The sequence below is a fragment of the Mesocryomonas fontinalis genome, assembly GCF_055730125.2.
Genome location: NZ_JBUZWG020000008.1, coordinates 110,523 through 133,516 on the forward strand (window position 1 = coordinate 110,523; position 22,994 = coordinate 133,516).

Annotated in this window: 17 protein-coding genes; 13 read left to right on the top strand and 4 right to left on the bottom strand. The window is 67.2% G+C overall.

Annotation, left to right across the window (positions count from 1 at the left end; genetic code table 11):
- Nucleotides 1-43 precede the first annotated feature (43 nt).
- The gene (locus ACZL02_RS19085) at nt 44-1,204 is read right to left on the bottom strand and encodes an SMP-30/gluconolactonase/LRE family protein (RefSeq protein WP_472940473.1); all 1,161 of its coding nucleotides are present in this window, start codon (nt 1,202-1,204) and stop codon (nt 44-46) included.
- Between the two features lie 794 nt (nt 1,205-1,998).
- On the opposite strand from ACZL02_RS19085, the gene ACZL02_RS19090 reads away from it, so the two are divergent.
- The 10 genes from ACZL02_RS19090 (at nt 1,999) to ACZL02_RS19135 (ending at nt 16,263) form a co-directional block, all read left to right on the top strand.
- On the top strand, nt 1,999-3,114 hold the full coding sequence (locus tag ACZL02_RS19090; protein ID WP_472940474.1) for a Gfo/Idh/MocA family protein: 1,116 nt from the start codon (nt 1,999-2,001) through the stop codon (nt 3,112-3,114).
- A gap of 94 nt (nt 3,115-3,208) precedes the next feature.
- On the top strand, nt 3,209-4,720 hold the full coding sequence (locus tag ACZL02_RS19095) for a PAS domain S-box protein (protein ID WP_472940475.1): 1,512 nt from the start codon (nt 3,209-3,211) through the stop codon (nt 4,718-4,720).
- A gap of 169 nt (nt 4,721-4,889) precedes the next feature.
- Complete coding sequence (locus tag ACZL02_RS19100) at nt 4,890-5,126, top strand: hypothetical protein (RefSeq protein ID WP_472940476.1); 237 nt, start codon at nt 4,890-4,892, stop codon at nt 5,124-5,126.
- Nucleotides 5,127-5,576, top strand: coding sequence for a DUF2382 domain-containing protein (locus tag ACZL02_RS19105; RefSeq protein ID WP_472940477.1), 450 nt, complete (start codon nt 5,127-5,129; stop codon nt 5,574-5,576).
- A complete protein-coding gene (locus ACZL02_RS19110) occupies nt 5,573-6,265 on the top strand; it encodes a hypothetical protein (RefSeq protein WP_472940478.1) in 693 nt (230 codons plus the stop codon). Before ACZL02_RS19105 ends, ACZL02_RS19110 begins: the two co-directional genes overlap by 4 nt.
- A 350-nt stretch (nt 6,266-6,615) precedes the next feature.
- Nucleotides 6,616-9,531, top strand: a complete 2,916-nt coding sequence (locus ACZL02_RS19115; protein ID WP_472940479.1) for a response regulator — start codon at nt 6,616-6,618, stop codon at nt 9,529-9,531.
- A 377-nt stretch (nt 9,532-9,908) separates the two neighbouring features.
- Nucleotides 9,909-12,263 (top strand): diguanylate cyclase, encoded by a 2,355-nt coding sequence (locus ACZL02_RS19120; protein WP_472940480.1) that lies wholly within the window; start codon nt 9,909-9,911, stop codon nt 12,261-12,263.
- A 216-nt stretch (nt 12,264-12,479) separates the two neighbouring features.
- Entirely contained in the window at nt 12,480-13,445 is a 966-nt protein-coding gene (locus tag ACZL02_RS19125; RefSeq protein ID WP_472940481.1) for an ABC transporter substrate-binding protein, read from the top strand.
- Nucleotides 13,442-15,451: a Fe(3+)-hydroxamate ABC transporter permease FhuB gene (gene fhuB / locus ACZL02_RS19130; protein ID WP_472940482.1), complete on the top strand. Its 2,010-nt coding sequence runs from the start codon at nt 13,442-13,444 to the stop codon at nt 15,449-15,451. The genes ACZL02_RS19125 and fhuB overlap by 4 nt, the downstream gene beginning before the upstream one ends.
- The gene (locus tag ACZL02_RS19135; RefSeq protein ID WP_472940483.1) at nt 15,448-16,263 is read left to right on the top strand and encodes an ATP-binding cassette domain-containing protein; all 816 of its coding nucleotides are present in this window, start codon (nt 15,448-15,450) and stop codon (nt 16,261-16,263) included. Before fhuB ends, ACZL02_RS19135 begins: the two co-directional genes overlap by 4 nt.
- On the opposite strand, the gene ACZL02_RS19140 is transcribed toward ACZL02_RS19135, so the two are convergent.
- Nucleotides 16,260-17,141 carry an alpha/beta hydrolase gene (locus ACZL02_RS19140; protein WP_472940484.1) on the bottom strand — a complete coding sequence of 294 codons (882 nt, stop codon included), beginning with the start codon at nt 17,139-17,141 and terminating at the stop codon, nt 16,260-16,262. The two genes, ACZL02_RS19135 and ACZL02_RS19140, sit on opposite strands and share 4 nt — an antisense overlap.
- A 213-nt stretch (nt 17,142-17,354) precedes the next feature.
- Here ACZL02_RS19140 and ACZL02_RS19145 point away from each other — a divergent pair, with 213 nt between their 5' ends.
- Nucleotides 17,355-19,505: a TonB-dependent siderophore receptor gene (locus tag ACZL02_RS19145; protein ID WP_472940485.1), complete on the top strand. Its 2,151-nt coding sequence runs from the start codon at nt 17,355-17,357 to the stop codon at nt 19,503-19,505.
- 109 nt (nt 19,506-19,614) lie between these two features.
- On the opposite strand, the gene queC is transcribed toward ACZL02_RS19145, so the two are convergent.
- Together queC and ACZL02_RS19155 are read right to left on the bottom strand one after the other, a co-directional pair.
- On the bottom strand, nt 19,615-20,328 hold the full coding sequence (queC, locus tag ACZL02_RS19150) for a 7-cyano-7-deazaguanine synthase QueC (protein WP_472940486.1): 714 nt from the start codon (nt 20,326-20,328) through the stop codon (nt 19,615-19,617).
- 1 nt (nt 20,329) lies between these two features.
- Entirely contained in the window at nt 20,330-20,719 is a 390-nt protein-coding gene (locus ACZL02_RS19155; protein ID WP_496258565.1) for a hypothetical protein, read from the bottom strand.
- A gap of 376 nt (nt 20,720-21,095) precedes the next feature.
- Between ACZL02_RS19155 and ACZL02_RS19160 the strand changes: the two genes are divergently transcribed.
- Both ACZL02_RS19160 and ACZL02_RS19165 read left to right on the top strand, forming a co-directional pair.
- A complete protein-coding gene (locus ACZL02_RS19160) occupies nt 21,096-21,851 on the top strand; it encodes an IclR family transcriptional regulator (protein WP_472940488.1) in 756 nt (251 codons plus the stop codon).
- Between the two features lies 1 nt (nt 21,852).
- A complete protein-coding gene (locus tag ACZL02_RS19165; protein ID WP_472940489.1) occupies nt 21,853-22,956 on the top strand; it encodes an ABC transporter substrate-binding protein in 1,104 nt (367 codons plus the stop codon).
- Nucleotides 22,957-22,994 lie beyond the last annotated feature (38 nt).

A 22,994-nucleotide genomic window follows, 5' to 3' on the forward strand; every position in this document is an offset into this window, starting at 1 on the left:
ATGCGCCGGGAAGACACCGTCGCACTGCCAACGCCGCTGCTCGTTACGGCTTCGGCGTAGCGGCCTCGGCGGCCTTGTCGAAGACGATGCGCCACAGTTCCGTCGGCAGGCTCGCCGGCGCGCCGGGCTTGTAGAAGGCCGAGTCCTGGATGTGCGAGGACGTGACGTAGACGGTCCCGTCCGGTCCCTCGCCGAACGTGTCGGGCCAGCGGAGACGGGCGTCCTTGACCAACATTTCGGGCTTGGCCGACGGGCCGGCCGTCAGGTCGCGGATCTTGACGGCATCCTCCTCGGGCGCGGAGACGTACATGTGCCCGCTCTCGCGGCCGATGATCAGGCCGTCGGCCACGCCGTTCTCGCCGTAAGGTTCGATGCTGGCGGCGACATCCTTGCCGTCTGCAAGGCCCGCGACCAGCGCTGCCGTCGGCACGCGGTAGAGCGTCTTGCCCTTGATGGACTGCCAGTACAGCGTCTTGCCGTCCGGCGTCAGCGCAATCCCGTCCGCCGCAAACTCGACGCCGCGACCATCGGGCCGGCGTACCGGCTTGCCGTCGGCCGTGACCACCAGGCCCTTTTCCGGCTGGGTCGAGGGATGCCCGTCGAGCGAGCGCTTGGCCTTGCCAGCTGCGAGATCGACGATCAGCAGCGCGCCCTTGGCGCCTGAATCGGTGATGTAGGCGTATTTGCCGTCGGGCGAAAACCTGACGTCGTTGAGGTAGGAGCCCTGCGGCGCCGCTGTCTCGTCGAAGGCGATGGTCTGGGCGACGGCATTGGTCTTCAGATCAATCTTCACGAGCTTCGGCCCGGTCGGAACCAGGGCGCCTTGCGCGGGTGCTGCGGGATCGAGCACCCACAGACTGCCGCGCCCGTCAGCAACGACGCTCTGGACACAGATCCAGTGATCGCCCGCCGTCATCTCGTCCTTGCGGGCATTGCGCCAGCTGTTCCAGCCGTCATCCGGGTACGGCTTGATGCTGCCGTCCTTCATCACCTCGGCCACCGACACCGGGGAATCCTCCGTCCAGCGCGGGAAGTTCACGAAGATCCGGCCGTCTTCGGCAATTGTGACGCCGGTTACCTGGTGCGGGAACGCGGCGACCTGCTCCAGCCGGGCGGCCGGGGCGGAAGTCCCTTGGGCCGCGACGATCGCGGGGATGGAGCAGGCGGCAAACCCGGCCAGCAGCATGATGGGAAGTATCTTCATCCGGAAATCCTGACGCGGAAGTTGGGCCGGCGACGCTAGGTCTTTGGCGGAGCACCACGAGAGAGAAGCGGGCTTTCCTCTTGGTGGACGGTCTTTGCCAATCTTCAAGGGAAGACGGAGGTTCCTCGGGCTTAGCGGATCGTGAGCCAGGCGGCGCTTCCGTTCGATCCCGTACGCATCTCACGATGGAGATACGCAGCGCGAGCGGTGATTTGGCGTTAGGGACAAGATACAATCAGCACGGAGGCGGTGGTGGTCGATACGCTGAAGACCACGGACTGGCCTGACAGACGCCGAGAGGTGGGGCATGCGTCTGCCGACCTGACGCAGTCGTTGAAACTTCGTCATCCCGGGCTTGACCCGGGATCCATTCCTCAGCGCTCATTCCGCCGCTCCGGTTCAATCAGACCGGTCCGCCGTTCTCGATCGTGACGGCGATTTGGAATGGATCCCGGGTCAAGCCCGGGATGACGAAGCGGAAGTGGAAGTGGAGGCGTAGGCGTCATGCGTATCCGTGCGCATCAGGCATCAGGCGTCCGACGGCAGCATCAGGCACCATGCGTCGGTCTTGCGCGAAGCCCATCCACCCAGCTCGAAAACCGTCACGAACGCCATCACCACCCTCTCCGACGTCGACGTGCTCCAGCGGACCGATCCGTCGCTGCTCGATGCGCTCCTGCGGACGATCCGGCTCGGCGCACTGACGATCGCACTGGGCCTGTGCCGGGAACAATTGACCTGTCCCGCCCTTTCGACCCTCGACCCGACCTTCTTCTCACCAGACGAGAGACCCCATGTTCGGAATGAAAAAGAAAATCCGCTATGCCGTCGTCGGTGGCGGACAGATCTCGCAACAGGCTTTCATGCCCGGCATCGGCCAGACCAGCAATTCGGAGCTGGTGGCGCTGGTGACAGGCGATCCTGCCAAGGCCGACAAGCTGGCCAAGCTCTATGGCATCAAGGCCTGGCGCTATGAGCAGTACGGCGAACTCCTGGCTTCCGGCGAGATCGATGCCGTCTATGTCGCGACCCCCAACTTCCTCCATTTGGAATATGCCGTCCCGGCACTGGAAGCCGGCATCCACGTGCTGCTCGAGAAGCCGATGGCGTCGAGCGTCGAGGAGGCCGAGCAGATCATCGCCGCTCAGAAGAAGGGCGACGCCAAGCTGATGATCGCCTACCGCCTCCACCACGAGCCGGGCACGGTCGAGATGATCACCCGCGCCCGCAACGGCGAATTCGGCGAGCTGCGCAGCTTCGTGTCGACCTTCACCCAGGACGTCGCCGAAAAGAACTCGCGCGGCCACAACGGCTACTGGGGCGGCCCGGTGCCGGACATGGGCACCTACCCCCTCAATGCCGTGCGCAACCTCTTCGGCGCCGAGCCGATTTCCGTCCACGCCGTCGGCACGAAGACGCCGAGCCGCGGCTTCAACTTCGACGACACGGTCGCCGTGACGCTGCGTTTCCCGCAGGACCGCGTCGCCCAGTTCACCGTCAGCTACGCGGTGGCCGCGTCGGAATCCTTCGATCTGATGGGCACCAAGTCCAGCATCCACGCCTCGCCGTGCTTCATGTTCGGCGCCTCGACCAGCATCACCTATGTCGAGACGGTGGAGAAGACCAAGACGAAGCACGCGTTCGATCCGGTCGACCAGTTCGGCAACGAGACGGAGTATTTCTCCGCCTGCATTCTCGAGGGGCGCGATCCCGAGGCGGACGGCGAGGAGGGGCTCCTGGACATGCGTGTCCTCGCCGCCGTCGAGCGCTCGCTGGAGACCGGCGAGACGGTTACGCTGGAGCCGAGGTCGCGGAGCCGGGGTGTCGAGCCTGACCAGGCGCTGAAGCTGAAGCCGTCCAAGGCGCCCGGCGAGGACGAGTTGATCAGCGTGATCCCCCAGTCCGCCTGAGGGCGCTCTTACCGGCGAGAAGGCTTGCGGATGCCGGACGGGCGCCGCGGGCCCTCTCGACGATCGCTGCCAGGGCCTGCCGGAGATTGCCCCCATGACGAAGCCTGCCGCCGCGAAGGACCGGACCCATTATCAGCTCCATCAGCTGTTTGCGGGTCTGCGTGACGGCGTCATCCTCGTCGGTCTCGACCAACGCATCGTCTGGGCGAACCAGGCCGTACTGAGGATGTATGGGGCCGACCGGATCGAGGATCTCGGCTTTGACATCGATGACTTCCGCAAGCGTTTCAAGCTCACGGCCCGCGACCGGAATGCCAACGGGGAAACGGGACTGTCGTTCGCGCGGGCCATGGCGGGCGAGGTGTGCGACCCGTCGATCACCGAGGTTCGGTTGGACGGCGAACCAGACGAGACCCGCACCCATGCCTTGCGCTTCCAGGTCATCACGCGGGAGAACGGCGAGCCCGACTTTCTGGTGCTGATCGTCGAGGACGAGACCGCGCGCTACGACGCCGAGGACCGCTTCGAGAGCGCGTTCAATGCCAACCCGGCGCCCGCCATGATCTGCCGTATCTCCGACCAGTGCTTCGTTCGGGTGAACCGCGGCTTCCTCGACATGACCGGATTCTCGCCGGACGATATCCTGGGCCGCAGCGCCCTGGAGTTCGACGTACTCGCGGGTTCGCGGGGGCGTGACAGCGCGCTGGAATGCCTGCGCAACGGAAAGACCATTCCGCAGAACGAGTCCGATCTCACGCTACCGGACGGGTCGACGAAGTGCGTCCTCGTCGCCGGACAGCCGATCGAGTTGTCGGACGAGCCGTGCATGCTGTTCACTTTCGCCGATCTCGAGCCACGGCGGCGCGCCGAAAAAGCGTTGCGCCAGAGCGAGGAGCGGTTCTCGAAGGCCTTCAAGCTATCGCCGGTCGCCTCCGCCATCAGCCGGCTCGAGGGTTTTCGCTACATCGAGGTCAACGCCGCCTACACCGCACTGACAGGATACGGGCGCGAACAGGTCATCGGCCGGTCGGCGCCGGACCTGCATATCTGGGTCGATGCGAACGTCCGGACCCAGTTCGAGCAACAGGTCCTCGAGAACGGCTCCGTGCGCGATTTCGATTTCCGGCTCCGCCATGCCGATGGATCGGAACGCGACTGCCGGCTGGCCGCGGAACGGATCGTCATCGACGACGCCGACTGCATTCTCAGTATCATCTCGGACGTAACCGAGCTGAAGAAGACCGAGATCGACCTGATCGAGGCGATCGACGCGGTGATGATGGACGCCACCTGGTTCAGCCGCAAGATCGTCGAGAAGCTGGCCAACGCTCGCTCGGGAACTCCCGGTCAGGCCGCGAGCGCAGAACTCGACATGCTGTCGCACCGCGAGCGCGAGGTGCTCGAACTCATCTGCGAAGGACTGAGCGATGCCGACATCTCGGCGACGCTGAACCTGTCGCGGCATACAGTGCGCAACCACATTGGATCGCTGTACCGCAAGATCCAGGTGGCGCGGCGCGGCGCCGCCGTGGTCTGGGCCCGCCAGCGCGGCCTGACGGGGCGTTCAGCCCGCAAAGACCCCAAAGACCCGAAGAAGAGCCAATAGTAGCCATATGAATTGGTTCTTTTGAGCCTTTTTCATCGCTTCACGCCGCGCCATCTTTTTCGTGACTGACAGGCCATGCGCTCCAACAGTGCAGGCTTTGACGGTCCGATAGGGCGTTTGCCGCCTCATCCCGCCGTCGATGGTCCCCGTGGATGGAGGAACACAGCACATGACCGACGAAAAAAGGCGTGCGACCGCGATCCTTGGTGCGGCAGAGGCTGGCACTGCCTCGCCGGGTGTCGTCCGCGATGCCCGCAGGATCGTGCTCGGCAATGTTTTCGGTGGCACCCGGATCGCCGGCATTCCCGTCGTGCCCCGGGCGATTACGGGTTGGCTCGGCCAACGACCGGACCTCGGCCATCCCTTCCGTGCCGATCGCCTGATGCCCTCGCGTCGGACGGCCTGAATGCCTTGCGACGATCTCCCGCCTGTGGCGCCTCCTGTCGTTCCACGCACGCCTCCTGTCGTTCCTCGCCAGGAGGAGATGGTGCGGATCGATCGAATTATGGTGGCGACCGGCGGGCCGGCGATGCCGAACGCCAGCGAGACGATCGCCCATTCCGTCGTCGAAGACCTCGATGCGGCGGGGGTAGAGGTGACGCGGGTTCGCGTGGACCGGGAGGTCGATGAAGCGCCCCGCGTTCGACAGGAGGGGGATGTCACGATCATCTCGCTCGTCGAGGAGGTTCTCGTGGTCACCAAGCGGTTGATCTTGCGCGAAGAAATCCACGTCCGCCGCAGCAGATCGGCACGGCCGGCGGAAACCACGGTCCCGTCCAGCCTGTCAACGGCGGCCGGCACCAGCGGCGACGAAGACTTGCAGTCCATCATAGACAACGGGGAGACCATGCCATGACACAGACCATCACCGCCTATTTCGATACCCGCACGCAGGCCCAGGCCGCCGTCGACAGGCTGGCGCACCTCGGCATTTCCGGCGGGAACGCCGCGATCCACGACAGCACCGCGTCCACCGGCGAGCAGGGGGACAAGGGTTTCCTCGCATCGCTCGCGGACTTCTTCATAGGCGACGAGGACCGCGACACCTATGCCGAGGGGGTTCGACGCGGCGGGTCCGTCGTGACGGTGACCTGTCCTGAAGCCCAGTTCGATGCGGCCTCCGATATTCTCGAGGCGGAGGGGGCCGCAGACCTCGACGAAAAGGCTTCTTCCTGGGAGGCGGATGGCTGGAACCGGCCAACCGACTATGCGCTCGGCTCGGTCGAGCGCCTGAATGCGCTCTCGGGCATTCGTGCGAGCCGTTCGTCACCCGGCGCGAGCACCGGCGGGGATCATGCCGACACCGGCGGAATGGTCGAGCCGAACCCGCGGCTCGGCATGCGCGACGTCAGCCATGGCCGCGCGCGCGTCCGCTCCTACGTTGCCGATGCGTCCGGCCGCGGGGACGTGGCGCCGGATGAAGCGACCGTCGACATTCTCTCGCCTTCGATGGACCGCGAGACCGGGCACACCGGTGTATCCCTCGACCGCAAGGACCCGGTGAAACCGGCGGATGTTCGCCGCGACAGCCACCACGAAGCCTGAAGTTCTGGACCGGCGGGGCGTCTCGACGACGCTCCGCCGAGCCGAATTCTGCGCTACCGCCATGCCGGTGGCCGGACGGCGCGCCAGAGCGCCTGTCGGCGCAGAATTTTCTTGTCGCACCCATAGCCTTAGGCCTGCTTCGATGGGCATTGGTAATTGCGTTTCGTCCTGCGACGAGGTCGGGTGATTTATCACCTTGCTCTGATCACACCTGCTAGACGAAGAATTGAGGCAGAAACGAAATGCCGGAACCTTGGGCGGTTCTGGGTGTATCGTGATGCGATCGACCTCACGTAAACGTGCGCGCTGCCTTGCCGGCATCCGTCGCCAGACAGGGATACCGCCGCTCCATGGCGATCAATATGTTGGGTGCCGCCCGTCGCGGTAATTCCCCCGGTCGCCGCGCTGACTCCGCAGGGTTCGTTGCCAGCATCATCGTTCTGGTGGTGACTTTGCCGCTGTTCGCCTGGAGCCTCTGGGCCAGCCACGCCCGGGGCGTGTCCAGCAATGCGCAGGCTGCGCTGAACGTGGCACTGTCGGATCTGCAGGCGACGGTCACGACAGCCCAGAGCAGCATGCGGGGCTATGTGCTGTCGGGCACCGACGCCTTTCTCGAGCCCTACCGCCAGGCCGCCGAGACGTTCCCGGTGGCGCTGGATGCGGTGACGCAGACGCTCGCCAGCGCCACCGCCGACGGCGAGGAACTCGAGGTGATCCAGGATCTCGCGCAGCAGCAGATGGATTTCATCGACTCGGTGGTCGCAACCCGCGGCGAGCAAGGCTTCGCCGCTGCTTCGGCGTTGATCACCGGCGGGGTTGGCCGGGAGATCATGGGCCAGTTACGCGAGGCGACCGGCGAGATGAAGCAGGCGTCAAGCGAGGTGATCGACGACAACACCCGTTTCGGGCGCTTCCTGACCTGGCTGCAGGTAGGCCTGTTCCTCCCGGCCATCGCTGCCGCCTTCTACCTCGCCACCGTCGCCCGGCGCCGGCAGAGGCAGTTGCGTGCGGCCGCCGACCTCCTGAGCGACCTGCTCGAGGCCGCCCCGGTCGGCACGGCCTTCTTCGACGCCGACCGTCATCTGGTGCGCGCCAACCGGGAGTTTGCCGGGATCATCGCCTCGACCGGAACCGACAAGGCCAAGGACTGGCTCCTGCCGATCCTCGACCGCGTGCTCCAGTCGCAGGAGACCGTCACCGACCGGGCCTTCGCGTTCGGCGACGGCGGGGAGCGCCGGGCGGTCATCTCGGCCTTCCCGACCAAGGGCGCGACCGCCGGCGCGAATGGCGTCGGCGTCTTCGTGCTGGATACCACCGAGCAGCTGCGGACCGCCATGGCGCTCAGTGAAACCAGCCACCGCCTGACGGCCGTCGCCGACAACATTCCGCAGCTCGCCTGGATGGCGCGTCCCTCGGGTGAAATCTTCTGGCACAACCGCCGCTGGTTCGACTACACCGGCACGACCGCCGAACGGATGGCGGCGGAAGGCTGGTCGACGGTCATCGCCGAGGACCATGCCGAGCGCGTCGATGCCAGCTATCGCTCCGCGATCGGTTCCGGAGAGCCGTGGGAAGACACTTTCCCGCTGTTGGCGGCGGACGGAAGCCTGCGCTGGTTCCTCGGTCAGGCGGTGCCGATCCTCGGCGAGGACGGACGTATCCTGCGCTGGTTCGGCACCCATACCGACGTCACCAAGCAGCGCGCGCTCGAGGAAGAGTTCCTGGCAGCCAAGGAGGTCGCCGAGAACGCCAACCGGGCCAAGAGCCAGTTCATCGCCAACATGAGCCATGAACTGCGCACGCCGCTGTCGGCGGTGATCGGCTATGCCGAGATGCTGGAGGAAGAGGTCGAGGATCTCGGGCACAGCCATCTCCTGCCGGACCTCAAGAAGATCGAAAGCAATGCCCGCCACCTCCTCAGCCTGATCAACGATGTGCTCGACCTGTCGAAGATCGAGGCGGAGCGGATGGATCTCTACGCCGAGACCTTCGATCTCGCCGCGGTGCTCGACGATGTCGCCGCGACCGTCGGCTCGCTGATCGCCAAGAAGTCCAACCAGCTGGTCATCGCGCATGACGGCGAGCTCGGCGAGATGCACACCGATCAGGTGAAGATCCGGCAGTGCCTCCTCAACCTCCTGTCGAACGCCTCGAAGTTCACCGAGAGCGGCACGATCACCCTCTCCGCCGAACGTGCCTCGGACGGGTCGCGCGATTGGATCACGCTGGCGGTCACCGATAGCGGCATCGGCATGACGCAGGATCAGGTCGAGCGGCTGTTCGAGCGCTTCGCGCAGGCCGACGAGACGACGACCCGCAAGTTCGGCGGTACCGGTCTCGGTCTCGCCATCACCCGCGCCTTCTGCCGCTTGCTCGGCGGCGACATCGGCGTCGCCAGCGAGGAAGGAAAGGGTACCACCTTCACCATCCGCGTCCCCGCGATCGTCGCCGAGGACGAGCACGACCAGCCGATCCTGCCGACGGGAGGCGATCCGGCACTGCCCGGTCCCGCCGGGACGGTTCTCGCCATCGACGACGATCCGCATGCGCGTGATCTCGTCACCCGGTTCCTGACCAAGGAAGGCTATGCGGTGCGGACGGCGTCGGACGGCGTCTCCGGCCTGGAAATGGCCCGGGCGATCGTACCCGACGTGATCCTGCTCGACGTTACCATGCCGAAGAAGGACGGCTGGTCGGTGCTGTCGGAGTTGAAGGAGGACCCGGTCCTCTCGGGCATTCCGGTGGTGATGATCTCCAGCCTCGACGAGAAGCGGCTGGGCTATGCGCTCGGCGCCACGGACTACCTGGTGAAGCCCGTCGAATGGGACAAGCTGAAGGGCGTGATGGACCGGTTTCGCGAGCCACCCGGCGGGCTGGTCCTGGCGATCGACGACGACGAGGACACGCTCGGCCGCTACGGCGCCATGCTGCGCCGGCTCGGCTTCGAGTTCGCTTCGGCGACGAACGGTCGGCTCGGTCTCGAGCGGCTGGAGGAGAGACGTCCCGATCTCATCCTTCTCGACCTCAACATGCCCGTCATGGACGGCTTCGACTTCCTCGGCGAACTTCGCGCGCGGCCGGATCTTGCCGATATCCCCGTGGTCGTCCTCTCCTCGATGGATCTGACCAGCGAGGAACGACGGACGCTGAACGCTGCGGCCGACGAGGTTCTGTCGAAGAGCGAGGTCTCGCTGCGTCAGCTGGCGGAGCGGATCAGGGGTGTGATCCCCGCGCCGTTGCAGAAGGGCCGCCCCGGGGAGGCCTGACTGCTGCCGGCAACGGCAACCGGCGTCCTGGCCGATCACCCCGCCGCGTGTCGATTTATCCTCGATCGGCCTGGAGCGCGGCCTGGAGCGCTCGGAAAGAGCCGCAGGGGAAAGCACCGGAAATCGGCGCCGGTGCAGCATCCGCTATCCGGTTGGCGCGGTAATTTCCCGCGAAGTCGGCGAAAACAGAAGATAATTTCGGCAAGCGCATCGCGTTTACTGCGGTAAGCACGCGATCGTGCAATCCTTGATCCGCATGCCGCCCTGACTATTCGCTCCCTGGTAACGTTTCTCAAATCGAATAGCGCTACGGCTGATTGCGGCACAGTGCCAAACTCAACCTCGAAAGCGGCGAAAGCCAGTCGGGATCTGGTTTGATGTCTTTTGTACAGCGCGGGCGGTTCTGGATTCTGTTGGCAGTCCTGTTGATGGGCTTCTGCGGCGCATCGACGTTTGCGCTGCTCGAGATGCGCCGGGACACCTATGAGACCGCCGTCGCCAATGCCGATAATCTTCGCCGCGTGCTTTCGCAGGACATCGAGGGCAATCTGCGCAATTACGACCGGGTTCTGTCGGGCGTTGCTGAGAAGCTGACGGGCAGCCGGATTTCCTCTCTCGCGCCCGACCTGCAGCAGGCTTACCTGTTCGAGGGCGTCCTGGTGGACCCCTATTTCACCAGCCTTCTCGTTCTCGATGCCGACGGCAATGTGGTTCGCGACGCCGGGGCGAGCCCGCACCGGTCCGACAATTTTGCCGACCGCGACTATTTCCAGGTGCAGCGCGACGCAAAGGTCGATGGGATCTACTTCAGCGACCCGTTCCGGCGCCGGCTGACGGGAGACGACGTCGTGATCGCCCTCAGCCGCCGGATCGAAAGCGCTGATGGCACCTTCGCGGGTGTCGTCGTCGGAACGGTCAGGTTGGACTATTTCCGCAGCCTGTTCGAGCGCGCGGCGCTTCAACCGGGCGACAGCATCAATCTGTTCTCGGCGAGGGGCGTCATGCTGATGCGCACGCCCTACCGCGATGACCAGATCGGGCGAGATTTTTCCGCCAGTGCCAACATCCGCCGTTTCATCTCGGAGGGTGCAGGCACGTTTTCCGGCGTCGCCGCCGTCGATGGCCTGCCGCGCATCTATACGTTCGGCCGGGTCGGTGACCTGCCGCTGATCATGAACGTCGCGCTGGACGAGGCGGCGGTCTATGCGGGCTGGCGGATCCGCGCCGCGCAGATCGCCGCCGTTCTGGTGCTGCTGTCCGTCATCGCGCTGGCCCTCGGACTTCTGGTCCGGCGGGAACTGGCGAACCGGGCGAGGGCCGAGAAGACTGCGCTGGAGAACGAGACGCAGTATCGGCTGCTGGCCGACAACGCGTCCGACATCATCATGCGGCTCGACAGCGACTTGACGCGTCGATACGTGTCGCCGGCCTGCCGCCGGGTCCTCGGCTACGATCCGAGCGAGCTGATCGGTCAGAAGACGCGCGAGCTCATTCATCCCGACGACTGGCCGCTGGTCGAGGGGATCGTCGCGGCCTGCCGCGACCGTCAGGAGCCGGCCGAGGCGGTCTATCGCCTGCGGCACCAGAACGGGCGGGAAGTCTGGGTCGAAGGGCGATATGGCAGCATCTCCGAGAAGGACGGCTATCTCGTCGTCCTGCGCGACATCACCAAGCGCAAGGCGGCCGAACTCGAGCTCGACAAGGTTCATGCCCGCCTGGAGCAGCTGGCCAACAAGGACGGGCTGACCGGGCTGGCCAACCGGCGGCAGTTCGACGAGAAGATGGCGCTCGAGTGGGATCGCGCGGCTGGCGACGGGAAGCCTTTGTCCCTGCTGCTGCTCGACGTCGATCACTTCAAGCGGTTCAACGATGCGCACGGGCACCAGGCCGGAGACGACTGCCTGCGGCAGGTGGCGGCGGCGGTCGAGCAGTGCGTGCGCTCGCACGACATGGCCGCCCGCTACGGCGGCGAAGAATTCGCGGTGATCCTGCCGGGGAGCGACGAGAGGGCCGCCCGCATCGTCGGTGAGCGGATCGTGGCGGCCATCGAGCGCCTTGGAATCCGCCATCGCGGCGACGGGGCGGCCGCCGGTGTGGTCACGATCAGCGTCGGCTGTACCACGCGCAAGGCCGAGGCCCCCGAGGGCGTCGATCCGGCGGAGATGATCCGGCTGGCGGACGCCGCGCTCTACGAGGCCAAGCGGACCGGCCGCAACCGGGTCATGGCCACCCCCGACATGCCATCCGACCCGACGGCGCCGGTCGTCGTCAACGACGAGCAGAGATCGGTCCGGGCCGACCAGGCCGCCGCCACGATCACACCGGGCACGACGGATGCGCTGAACGCCATCGCGCGCAGCGCCGCGGAAATCATGGACGCGCCGATCGGCTTCGTGTCGCTGGTCGGGAGCGAGAAGGTGACGCTCGTCGGGCGGCACGGCATCGACGTTGCCGGCGTCGCGCGTGACGTCTCCTTCTGTGCCCACGCGGTGACCGGGCTCGAGCCGCTCGTCGTGGCGGATCTCGCGCGCGACAGCCGTTTCTCGGATAACCCCCTGGTGACCGGCAACGGCATGCGCGCCTACATGGGCGCGCCCTTCTCGGACCCGGAGACCGGCCAGCCGCTCGGCGCGGTCTGCGTGATCTCGATGGAGCCGATGCGCAGCGAACCGACGCCCGAGCAGAAGAAGGCCTTCATGGCCATGGGAAGGGTTGCCGCCCGGCAGCTCTGATCGTCCGACGCGTCCTGCATAACCCGCCTTTCCCGAAGGCGGTGACGCAGCAAGCGGTCTTCGGCCGGCCTCTCGGGCAAGGCCAAGAGGGGCTCGCCGCCGGTCTATCATCGCCGCTGCCGCTCACAATAAACTTGACTAACACACTCTACTTATTGTTCGACCAGCGCTGGAGGGCCGAGGGCTCGAAGGGTTGATCGGGGATACCAGATCTTGATGACGCCAGGTTCGCGGATATCCGTCATTCCAGCCGGACATGGGGCAGCGCTTGCTGCGGGCGAGCCGCCGGCATCCGTCGGTCCGGCGCGTAAGCCCGGTCTCTGCCGTCGCACGCTTCTCGCCGGGCTTCTCGCGTCCCCGTTCGCCTTGCGCGCGCGATCGGCTGAGGCCTCGACCTTGCGGGTGGCGACGCTCGACTACGCGCTCGCCCAGACCCTCATCGTCCTCGGCTGTTCCCCGGTCGCGATCTCCGATGCCCGCGACTGGGGGAAATGGGTCGCCGAGCCGCCGCTGCCGCCCGGTACGGTGGACCTTGGCGCCAGTCTCGATCCGAACATGGAACTGCTGGCCGCCTTGCGGCCCGATCTGATCCTCACCACGGATTATGTCGGAATGGCCGAGCAGCGCCTGTCGCGGATTGCCGAGGTCAAACGCATCACGCTCTATTCCGAGGGCGGCTCGCCGCTGCCGAAAGCGATGGCGGCGGTGCGGGAGGTCGGCGCGCTCACCGACCGGGCGCTTCAAGCCGAGCGCTACCTCGCCGAGTCGGAGCGCTTCTTCGACGCCTGCGCCGAGCGCGCCCGGCCGTTTCGCGGCCGCCCGGTCGCCATCCTCTCCTTCATCGACCCGCGCCACGTCCGCGTCACCGGGCGGCCGGGCCTCTACCAGGACGTGCTCGACCGCCTCGGGCTTCGCAATGCCTGGGAGAAGCCCGCCAACTTCTGGGGCTTCTCGACCGTCGGCCTCGAGCAGCTAGTGGCGCTGGGCGATGCCTTCGCGGTGGCCGACTACATGCCCGACGACGTCGCCGCAGCCTTGCCGGACAGTCCGCTCTGGCGCGAACTGCCCTTCGTGCGCGGCGGCACTGTGCCCGTCCTGCCGCCGGTGCTGGTGTTCGGCGGGGTGCCGTCGGCCCGCCGCTTCGCCGCGCTGCTGCTGGATGCGCTGGAGGGCCGGGCGTGACGGCCGCCGTGCCGGTCGCCGGCTTGCACAGGTCGCGGCGTGGGCCAGCGCTCCTCGCGCTTGCGCTGGCCGTCCCGACCTTCCTCCTCGCCGCAATCCTCGTCGGTCCCGATCTCCCCGCGCTGTGGCGCCCGGGCACAGGCGGTTACGATCCGCAGCGTCTTGTCCTTCTTCATTCCACCTTGCCGCGCCTCGCGATGGCGGTGATGTGCGGCGGTGCGCTGGCGGCCGCGGGCGCGCTGCTCCAGCAGGCGCTGCGCAACCCGCTGGCATCGCCGACGACGCTCGGCATCGACGCCGGGGCGCGGCTGGCGCTCGCCCTTGCCACGCTGTTCGCCCCGGCGCTGCTCGGCTGGGGGCGCGACCTCGTGGCGCTCCTCGGCTCCTCGCTCGCGGCAGCGCTGGTGTTCGCGCTCGCGCGTCGGCAGGATTTTGCCCCGGTGCCGCTCGTCCTGTCGGGGCTTCTCGTCGGGCTCTATTGCGGGGCGCTCGCCTCGGTGCTGACGCTGATCGACAGCCGCTGGCTGGTCAGCCTGTTCATCTGGGGAAGCGGCTCGCTCAGCCAGCAGAGCTGGGCCCCGGCCGCCGACCTTGCCGTGCGCCTGGCGATCGCCGCGCCCTTCACGCTCCTCCTCCTGCGTCCGTTGTCGCTGATCGAGCTCGGCGACGAAGCGGCGAGGGGCCTCGGCCTGCCGGTGGCGCGCCTGCGGCTCTGCGCGGTCGCGCTGGCGGTGGCGCTGTCGGCGGTCACCGTCAGCGCCGTCGGCGTGATCGGCTTCGTCGGCCTGGTCGCGCCGATCATGGCGCGGCTGGCCGGCGCCCGCGACTTTTCCGCCCGTCTGCTCTGGTCCGGCGTGATCGGAGCGCTGCTGCTGCTGCTGACCGATCTTCTGGTGCAGCTGGCATCCGGTGTGTCGGCCGATCTCGTGCCGACCGGCGCCGTGACGGCGCTGCTCGGATCGCCGATCCTGCTCTGGCTGCTGCCGCGCCTGCAGGCGGGCCTGCGGCCGCCGACCCGGCAGGCCCGGGCGCCACGGGCCATCGGCGGCGGGAACAGGTCGCGCCTCGTCGTCGCCGCGATGGTCTGCGGCCTGCTGCTCCTCGTTGCCGCAGCGCTGCTCCTCGGGCGATCGCCGGCGGGCGGATGGCACTGGCTTGGCCTGTCGGATCTGTCTGAGATCCTGCCCTGGCGGTGGCCGCGGGTGCTGGCGGTGGGCGCTGCCGGCGTTCTTCTCGCGCTTGCCGGCTTCGTGCTGCAGCGGCTGACGGGCAACGAGATGGCCAGTCCCGAAATCCTCGGCGTCAGCGCCGGCGCGACCTTCGCCGTCGCCATCGCCTTGTTCACCGCCAGCAGCCTGTCGCCGGGGGGCACGGTGCTCGCCGCCTTTGCAGGGGCTTTCGCGACGCTGCTCGTCATCCTTCTGCTCGGGCGCCGCTCGGGCTTTGCGCCCGAGCGCATGCTGCTGGCGGGGATCGCCATCTCGGCGCTGCTCGATGCGGTGATCGGCGTCCTGTCGGTCGGCGGCGATCCGCGCGCGGTGCAGCTGCTTTCCTGGATGGCGGGCGCGACCACGACGGTGGAGCCGTTCGGCGCGCTGATGGCGGCAGGCGCCGCCGCGCTCGTCCTGCTGCTCGCCCTCCCGACGGGCCGGCCGCTCATCCTCCTGACGCTCGGCCCCGCGACCGCCGGCAGTCTCGGCCTCGGCGTCCGCGCCAGCCGGCTTCTCCTCTTGGCGCTCGCGGCGCTGGCGACGGCGGTGGCCACCCCCGTCGTTGGTCCGCTGACCTTCGTCGGGCTGATTGCACCGCATCTCGTGCGTCTTGTCGGCGTCCGCGGCATGGCCCCGGCACTGCTCCTCAGCGCCGCAACGGGCGCCGCCATCCTCATCGCCGCGGACTGGCTGGCGCGTGTCGTCGCCTTTCCCTTCCAGCTCCCCACCGGCCTCGTCGCCTCGCTGGTCGGCGCGCCGGTTCTCTTCTGGCTTCTGCAAAGGCGCACGCCATGAATCTTGCTGTTCCCGTCCCGTCGGCCCCGGAAACGTCGAGGGCAGGCTTCGAACTCGATGCCGTCGGCTTCGAGGCGGACGGCCGTACCATCCTCGAGCCCCTGACGCTGTCCTTCCCGCATGGCGAGGTGATCGGCCTCGTCGGCCAGAACGGCTCCGGCAAGTCGACGCTTTTGAAGATGCTGGCGCGCCAGAACAGCCCGAGCGGCGGCACGGTCCGGTTCGAAGGGCGTCCGCTCGGTGCTTGGGGCGCGCGCGACTTCGCCCGACGCGTCGCCTATCTGCCGCAGGACCTGCCGACCGGCACCGGGCTGAGGGTCCGCGAACTCGTGCGCCTCGGCCGCTATCCCTGGCATGGCGCCCTCGGCCGCTTTACCGAGGCCGACGCCGCCGAGGCGGAAGGCGCGATGGAGCGGACGGGAACGCTCGAGCTTGCCGAGCGGGACGTCGACACCCTGTCCGGCGGCGAGCGCCAGCGGGTGTGGCTCGCCATGCTGGTGGCGCAGGATGCGGGGTGCCTCCTCCTCGACGAGCCGATCTCCGCGCTCGACGTAGCGCACCAGATCGACATCCTCAGCCTGATTCGCCGCCTCGCGCACGAGCGCTCGCTCTGCGTCATCGTCGTGCTGCACGACGTCAACATGGCCGCCCGCTTCTGCGACCGGATCGTCGCCTTGCGCGGGGGACGCCTCGTCGCGAACGAAACGCCCGCCGGCTTCATGTCGCCGACGGTGCTGGATGGGGTCTACGGCATGGCGATGGAGGTGCTGCCGCGGCCGGGATCGGCCATCGGCATTGCGGTCCCGCTCTAATCTGAGATGCGGAAGGCGACGCGGACGGCGCGCGAGACCGCGATCGGCAGCATCGTCATGTGGGTTTCGCCGGCATAGGTCTCATAGGCCAGCCGCAACTGCGGCAGAGCGGCGAGGCGCGCTGCCATGGCCTGGGTCAGCGATAGCGTCCGTGCGGTCCGGGCATGCTCGATCCGCTGGTCCGTATCGTCGCGGCCGTACTGGAACGGCGCCAGCGTCTCGCCCTCGTGCTCCCCGGCGGAAAGATGGACCTCGATGTCGCGGTCCCGCTCCGCGGCGACGAACCGGGCCTCGCTTTCCAGCAGCAGGCCGTCCTCCCAGTAGACCGTCGGGCTGGCCGCGACGAAGCGCTGGAACGTCGTGCTGCGCGAAAAGAGGGCATGCAAGGCGAAGAGCCCGCCGAAGGAGTGCCCGAAGAGGGTTCGCCGGGCCGGGTCGACCGGCGCGAGCGTCGCGACGAACGCCAGCACCTCGCGCTCGATGAAGCGCAGGAACCTGTCCGCCCCGCCCGTCACGACGTCCGGTCCCCCTTCGGAGAAGGGCGGGTAGGTCCGCCCGGGCGGCGGCGACAGGTCGAACGAGCGCCGCAGCGGATCGTAGGCGTCGTCGCAGGGATAGCCGACGGCAACGATGATGCCCGGCTGGACATCCGTCCCCATGGGGTAGGCGGACTGGACGCGGAGCGCGTCGACGGCGGTGGCGATCACCGCATTGCCGTCGGTGAGGACGAGAAGCGGCCATCCACCGGGCGGCGCCTCGCCTTTCGGACGGTAGACGAAGAGCCGCCAGACCTCGCCGTCTTTTCCCGGACGGTCGAAGATCTGCGTGTCGGCAAGGACGGCCGGCCGGCCGTCAGTGTCTGTTTGGAACGGGTCCAATACTTGTGTCCTTCTTGCCGCAGTGGCGGGTTTTCATTCCGCATTGATCAGGGCCTGAACAGGCGCAAGTTCCTGACGAAAGGAAAGCTTTCGGCCTTCATGCCCCGTCGAAGGGTCTTGCAGCCAGGTAATTAATGTTGACTCTCGATGTCATGTTTTTCTAACCGTGTTGGCATTCGCCATCAAGCCGTCGCCAGCAGGACCCATCTGATCATGTCGCTATCCCTTCGCCCGATGCGCATCCTCTGCGCCACGCTGCTCAGCGGCTCTTGCCTCACCATGGTCGGACCACCGGCGGCCTATGCGCAGGACACGATCGTCCTCGACGCCGTGACGCTCGAAGCCGGCGCTGGCGGCGCGACGGCGGGCGACGGCGAGGGCGGGGGGCTGCAGACGGACGGCGCCGTCGCCCGGTCGGCGACGGTCGCGACGAAGACGGACACGCCGCTGAAGAAGGTGCCGCAGACCGTCAACGTCGTCTCGCGCCAGCAGTTGGAGAACCGCAAGGTTCAGACGCTGAAGGAGGCGCTGGGGTATACGCCGGGCGTCCGGGTCGGCGCCTTCGGCTTCGATCCGCGTTTCGACAGCTTCTACATCCGCGGCTTCGACGTGACCTATACCGGCGTCTACCGCGACGGCCTGCGCGAACTGACCGGCAACTTCTCGATCTTCAAGACCGAGCCTTACGGACTCGAGGGTATCGGCGTCCTCAAGGGCCCAAGCTCGGTTCTCTACGGCGGCGGCTCGCCCGGCGGTATCGTCAACCTCGTCTCGAAGCGGCCGACCGACACGCCGTTCCGCGAGATCGAGACGCAGATCGGCTCCAACAACCGCGCCCAGGCGAGCTTCGACGCCTCGGGCCCGCTCGGCGGCAGCGACAACGTCCTCTACCGCATCACCGGGCTGGCCCGCGACGCCGATACCGATCTGCGCAGCGCGTCGGACGACCGTGTCTTCATCGCGCCCGCGCTGACCTTGCGCTCCGACGACCGCAACACCCAGCTCACCGTTCTCGGCGAGTACATGGACTTCAAGACCGGCGGCAACGCGTCCTTCTTCAACGAGAACGGCAAGATCACCGGGCTGGAGTCGGGTGATCCCGCCTTGGGCGACTTCGACGGGAAGCAGGGCCGCATCGGCTACGAATTCGAGCACCGGTTCAACGATACCCTCACCGTGCGCCAGAACCTGCGCTACGCCCATATCGACGCCGACGTGAAGTACACGCAGATCGACGGCATCTCGGCCGACCGGCTGACGGCTGCCCGCTCTGCCTGGCGCATCGTCGACGCGCTGGACTCCTTCGTCGTCGACAACCAGGCGCAGGTCGATGTCGACACCGGCCCGGTCAAGCACACGCTGCTGGGCGGGGTCGACTATTCCTATGTCGACGTCGACGACGCCTTCGGCTTCGGGGCCGCGCCGGATCTCGACCTCGTCCGGCTGAACTACGGCGCACAGGCGATCGCGACGCCTTCGCTCGACCTGGTGTCGACGACGACGCAGCAGAGCCAGACCGGGCTCTATCTGCAGGACCAGATGGAATATCAGCGCTTCGTCCTGACGCTCGGCGGGCGCTACGACTGGCTGACCACGAAGAATTTCGACCACATCAACGCGCTCGGCAGCGAGCAGGACGACGAGAAGTTCTCGGGCCGGGCGGGTCTCGCCTATCTCTTCGACAACGGCATCTCGCCCTATGTCAGCTACTCCACCTCGTTCGCACCGACCATCGGCCGAAGCGCGACGGGCGCGACCTTCAAGCCCACGGAAGGCGAGCAGGAGGAGATCGGCGTCAAATACGCGCCGGATGACATCAACCTCGCCGTCAACGCCGCCCTGTTCCGCATCCGGCAGAGCAATGTCCTCGCGCAGGACCCGGACAGTCTTTTGGGTCAGGTCCAGCGCGGCGAGGTCGAGTCGCGGGGCTTCGAGCTGGAGGCGACGACCAGCCTGATGGCCGGCCTGAACCTCACGGCCGCCTACACCTATCTCGATCTCGAGATCACGGCCGGCGACAACCAGGGCATGTTCCCATCCGGCATTCCCGAGCACCAGGTCTCGGTATGGAGCGACTACACCGTGCAAAACGGGGCGGCCGAGGGCCTCGGCGTCGGCGCGGGCCTGCGCTATGTCGGCGAGAGCTTCGGCGACGACACCAACACGTTCCGCAACGAGTCGCGCATCCTGGTGGACGCCTCGCTATCCTATGATTTCGGCAAGGCGAACCCGAAGTTCGAGGGCGTCAGCGCACAGATCAACGCCAAGAACCTCTTCGACAAGCGCGAGGCCACCTGCTCGTCCGGCTACTGCTACCTCGACGAGGGCCGCAACGTCATCGGCTCGCTCCGCTACCGCTTCTGAGCTTGTGGCGTGTCGTCCGGGTGGCACGGGCTTGTGTCGCCCGGTCGCCTGGGCGAGCCAAGCCCGGCCGCTCAGCGCCATGCCGCGCGCGACACTTCCGGTGGCGGCTTCAGCTTGCGGCGGAGGCTCGAAAGCGCTCCCAGCCTTGCGCCCGCAGCTGGCAGGCCGGGCAGTCGCCGCAGCCATAGCCCCAGTCGTGCCGGTGCGTGCGGTCGCCGGCGTAGCAGGTGTGCGTCTCCTCCCGGACGAGATCGAGCAAGTCTTCACCGCCCAGTTGCTCGGCCATCGCAAACGTCTGCGCCTTGTCGATCCACATCAGCGGCGTGTGGATGACGAACCGCTTCTCCATTCCGAGATTGAGGGCGAGCTGCATCGCCTTCATCGTATCGTCCCGGCAGTCGGGATAGCCTGAATAGTCGGTCTCGCAGACGCCGGTGACGAGGTGCTTGGCGCCGCGCCGGTAGGCGATCGCCGCGGCAAAGCCGAGGAAGAGAAGGTTGCGCCCGGGCACGAAGGTGTTCGGCAGGCCATTCGCCTGCATGGCGATTTCCGACGCCTGGGTCAGCGCCGTGTCGCTGATCTGCCCGAGGACGCCCATGTCGATGAGGTGATCCTCGCCGATCTTCGCCCCCCATTCGGGAAATTCGCGCTTCAGCCTGTCGAGGATGCGCGGACGCACGTCGAGTTCGATGCGGTGGCGCTGGCCGTAGTCGAAGCCGACCGTCTCGACATGATCGAAGCGCTCGAGCGCCCAGACGAGGCACGTCGTGGAATCCTGTCCGCCGGAGAAGAGGACGAGAGCGGTTTCGCCGGTCGATGTCATCTCAGCGCTCCTCGTTTTCAAGCTTGGACTTCGCCCGGCACAGCGGAAGCAGCCCGGAAGCGTGTTTGACGTCGGATACGTCGAGGCCGTCGGCAACGACGCTGGTGCCAAGGTCGCCGTTCGCTTCGAGAGAAAGCGCAGCGCGAGACGAATGGCGGCAGGACCGCAAGCGCCAGCGTATCGGCAGCCTGTCCGGCACCCGGTGGGCGGTCTCGAGGGTCAAGGCTTGCAGCATCGTCATCGGATTTCCAGCATCTTGAGGGTTTTGGGCGCTTGGCACCAAGGCGAGGTTCCACCGGCCATCGCCAGGAACGGCCGCCTTTTTCTGTCGGCGCCGGCCGCCCTTGCATCGGCGTTCGCTGCTTTCGATCCCGGCGCCGGTGAGCCCCATGTGAGGTTTAGGCAATCATGCGACGCGGGCCAGCCCCGCCGACCCCTGCGGGTTTGATGCGCGTCCCGCATCCGGGATGTCAGCTTGGGCAGCCGATGCCGCTGCGTAGAGCATACGGGCGCCTATGGCGGAAGAGGGGCGCCGGCCTGCGGATGGGCGAGGCGGACATGCCAAAGCGCGGCTTGGGCCGGTCTCGACCGCTGGCGCTCCAAGGCTTCGACGAACCTTGCCGGCGCACCATACCCCGCCGGCATCACCACGACTGACGTCGACCCGACCGGCGACGGCGCCCTCCGCCGGTTGACAGGACATTACGTCACCCGTACGTTCACGATAATGAATAAGTTCAAAATAATGAACGATGGGAGGATGAAAGGTGAGTGGACGAGGGTCGGAACGCGTTCTCGACATGCTCGAATGGTTCGCCTTGCAGGCGGGCGCCGTCTCGCTGGCGGCGGTCGTCCAGGCACTGGACCTGCCGAAGAGCAGCACGCTCCTGCTGCTGCGTCAGCTGGCCGACCGGGGCTATCTCGAGCGGCTCGGGGACGGCACCTATCTTCTCATCCGTCTGCCCGGCGAGGCGGGTCCCGGCCGGGAGGCCTGGGGCACCATCCTGAGGCTGTCGGAAGCGCCGCTGCGCGACGCCGTCGCCGCCTCGAACGAGACCGGTTTCCTGGCGATCACCGAGAAGCAGGAGGTGCGCTACCTCACCAAGGTGCTGCCAGCCCGCGAGATCCGCTACGACCGCGACATCTCCAAGCTCCGCATGGCGCACCAGGTGGCGAGCGGCATCGTGATGCTGGCCGGGCTCGAGGCCTCCGAATTCGACGCCTATCTCGGCCACCTGGCGCCCGAGCTGCGTGGCGAAGTGGCCGCGACGGTCGCGGCGGCGCGGGTGGACGGCTTCTGCGTCAACCTCAAGGGCGTGGTCGAGGGCGCGGCGGGCATCGCGGCACCGGTTCGAGACGCCGAAGGGCAGGCGGTCGCCGCCATCAACATTTCCGGGCCGCGGGACCGCATCGAGGCCAACGTCCCCGGGATCACCGGCATCGTCGTCGAGACCGCCCGCCTTGTATCGGAGGCGCTGGCGCGGCGGAGCCGGACAAGCAGCAAGAACCCTGGGAGGAATTAGAATGTTCAAGCAGAAACTGGCCGCGCTCGTCGTCGGCGCCGCTGTCGCAGGCTTTGCCACCTACGCTTCGGCGCAAGGCGTGCCGGCAGGCTATCCCGCCGACTATGCCGCCACGATCGAAGCGTCCAAGGCCGAGAAGGGACTGGTGATCTACTCGAACATGGCCGACAACAACTGGCAGCCGGTGATCGCCGGCTTTAAGGCGGCCTATCCCTGGATCAACATCGAGACCCTCGATCTCGGCTCGGGCACCGTGCATTCGCGCTGGGAGGCCGAGGCCGGCAGCGGCTCGCGCACCGCCGACGTCCTGATCTCCGGCGCCAACGACCGCTGGGCGAACTACGGCACCGACGGCCGCATGCTCGACTACAAGAGCCCCGAGCTCGCCAAGCTGCCGGACTTCGCCAATCCCTATGCCGGCGTCTACGTGCTCTCGGCCGACCCGCTGGTCATCACCTACAACGCCGCGCTCCTGACCGAGGAGCAGCGCCCGAAAGGCTTTGCATCGCTGGTCGCGGCGGCGGTCGCCGATCCCGCGAGCTTCGAGGGCAAGATCACCACCTATGACGCCGCGCGCAATTCGTTCGGCCTCGCCGCCTGGTGGAACTACATGGCCAAGAAGGGCGACACCGGCTGGAACGAACTGCGCCAGATCGGCAAGATGATCCGCGGCGAAACCTCGGGCGGGCCGATGAACGAGAAGATCGCGACCGGCGAATACGTCATCGGCGTCGCGGTTTCCGGCATCACCATCTTCCCGCGGCTGGAGCAGCCGGGCGGCGAACTGCTCGGCTTCGCCTTCCCCGACGACGGCACCATCGTGATGCTGCGCGGCATGGGCATCCCCAAGCAGGCGGCCAACCCGAACTCGGCCAAGCTCTTCGTCGACTTCACCCTCAGCCAGGCCGGCCAGACGCTGGTCGGCAAGGGCGGGCTCGTGCCTTACCGCGACGACGTGGCGGAGGCCGACGTCCGCTACACCTACCAGGGCATCGAGAAGCTGATCGGCGCCGACAACGTCATCCTCGCCGGCTTCGACAAAGCGCTGATCGACGAGGCGCCGGCCTTCGTCACCCAGTGGAACGCCGCCCTGAAGGGCGAATAGCCGCGCTTTTGCTGCGGGACGGACCCTCGTCCGTCCCG

Bases quoted from the DNA above. Each gene is read 5' to 3' on its own strand.
- ACZL02_RS19085 (WP_472940473.1), bottom strand. From the start codon at position 1,204: ATGAAGATACTTCCCATCATGCTGCTGGCCGGGTTTGCCGCCTGCTCC.
- ACZL02_RS19090 (WP_472940474.1), top strand. From the start codon at position 1,999: ATGTTCGGAATGAAAAAGAAAATCCGCTATGCCGTCGTCGGTGGCGGA.
- ACZL02_RS19095 (WP_472940475.1), top strand. From the start codon at position 3,209: ATGACGAAGCCTGCCGCCGCGAAGGACCGGACCCATTATCAGCTCCAT.
- ACZL02_RS19100 (WP_472940476.1), top strand. From the start codon at position 4,890: ATGACCGACGAAAAAAGGCGTGCGACCGCGATCCTTGGTGCGGCAGAG.
- ACZL02_RS19105 (WP_472940477.1), top strand. From the start codon at position 5,127: ATGCCTTGCGACGATCTCCCGCCTGTGGCGCCTCCTGTCGTTCCACGC.
- ACZL02_RS19110 (WP_472940478.1), top strand. From the start codon at position 5,573: ATGACACAGACCATCACCGCCTATTTCGATACCCGCACGCAGGCCCAG.
- ACZL02_RS19115 (WP_472940479.1), top strand. From the start codon at position 6,616: ATGGCGATCAATATGTTGGGTGCCGCCCGTCGCGGTAATTCCCCCGGT.
- ACZL02_RS19120 (WP_472940480.1), top strand. From the start codon at position 9,909: ATGTCTTTTGTACAGCGCGGGCGGTTCTGGATTCTGTTGGCAGTCCTG.
- ACZL02_RS19125 (WP_472940481.1), top strand. From the start codon at position 12,480: ATGACGCCAGGTTCGCGGATATCCGTCATTCCAGCCGGACATGGGGCA.
- ACZL02_RS19135 (WP_472940483.1), top strand. From the start codon at position 15,448: ATGAATCTTGCTGTTCCCGTCCCGTCGGCCCCGGAAACGTCGAGGGCA.
- ACZL02_RS19145 (WP_472940485.1), top strand. From the start codon at position 17,355: ATGTCGCTATCCCTTCGCCCGATGCGCATCCTCTGCGCCACGCTGCTC.
- queC (WP_472940486.1), bottom strand. From the start codon at position 20,328: ATGACATCGACCGGCGAAACCGCTCTCGTCCTCTTCTCCGGCGGACAG.
- ACZL02_RS19155 (WP_496258565.1), bottom strand. From the start codon at position 20,719: ATGGGGCTCACCGGCGCCGGGATCGAAAGCAGCGAACGCCGATGCAAG.
- ACZL02_RS19165 (WP_472940489.1), top strand. From the start codon at position 21,853: ATGTTCAAGCAGAAACTGGCCGCGCTCGTCGTCGGCGCCGCTGTCGCA.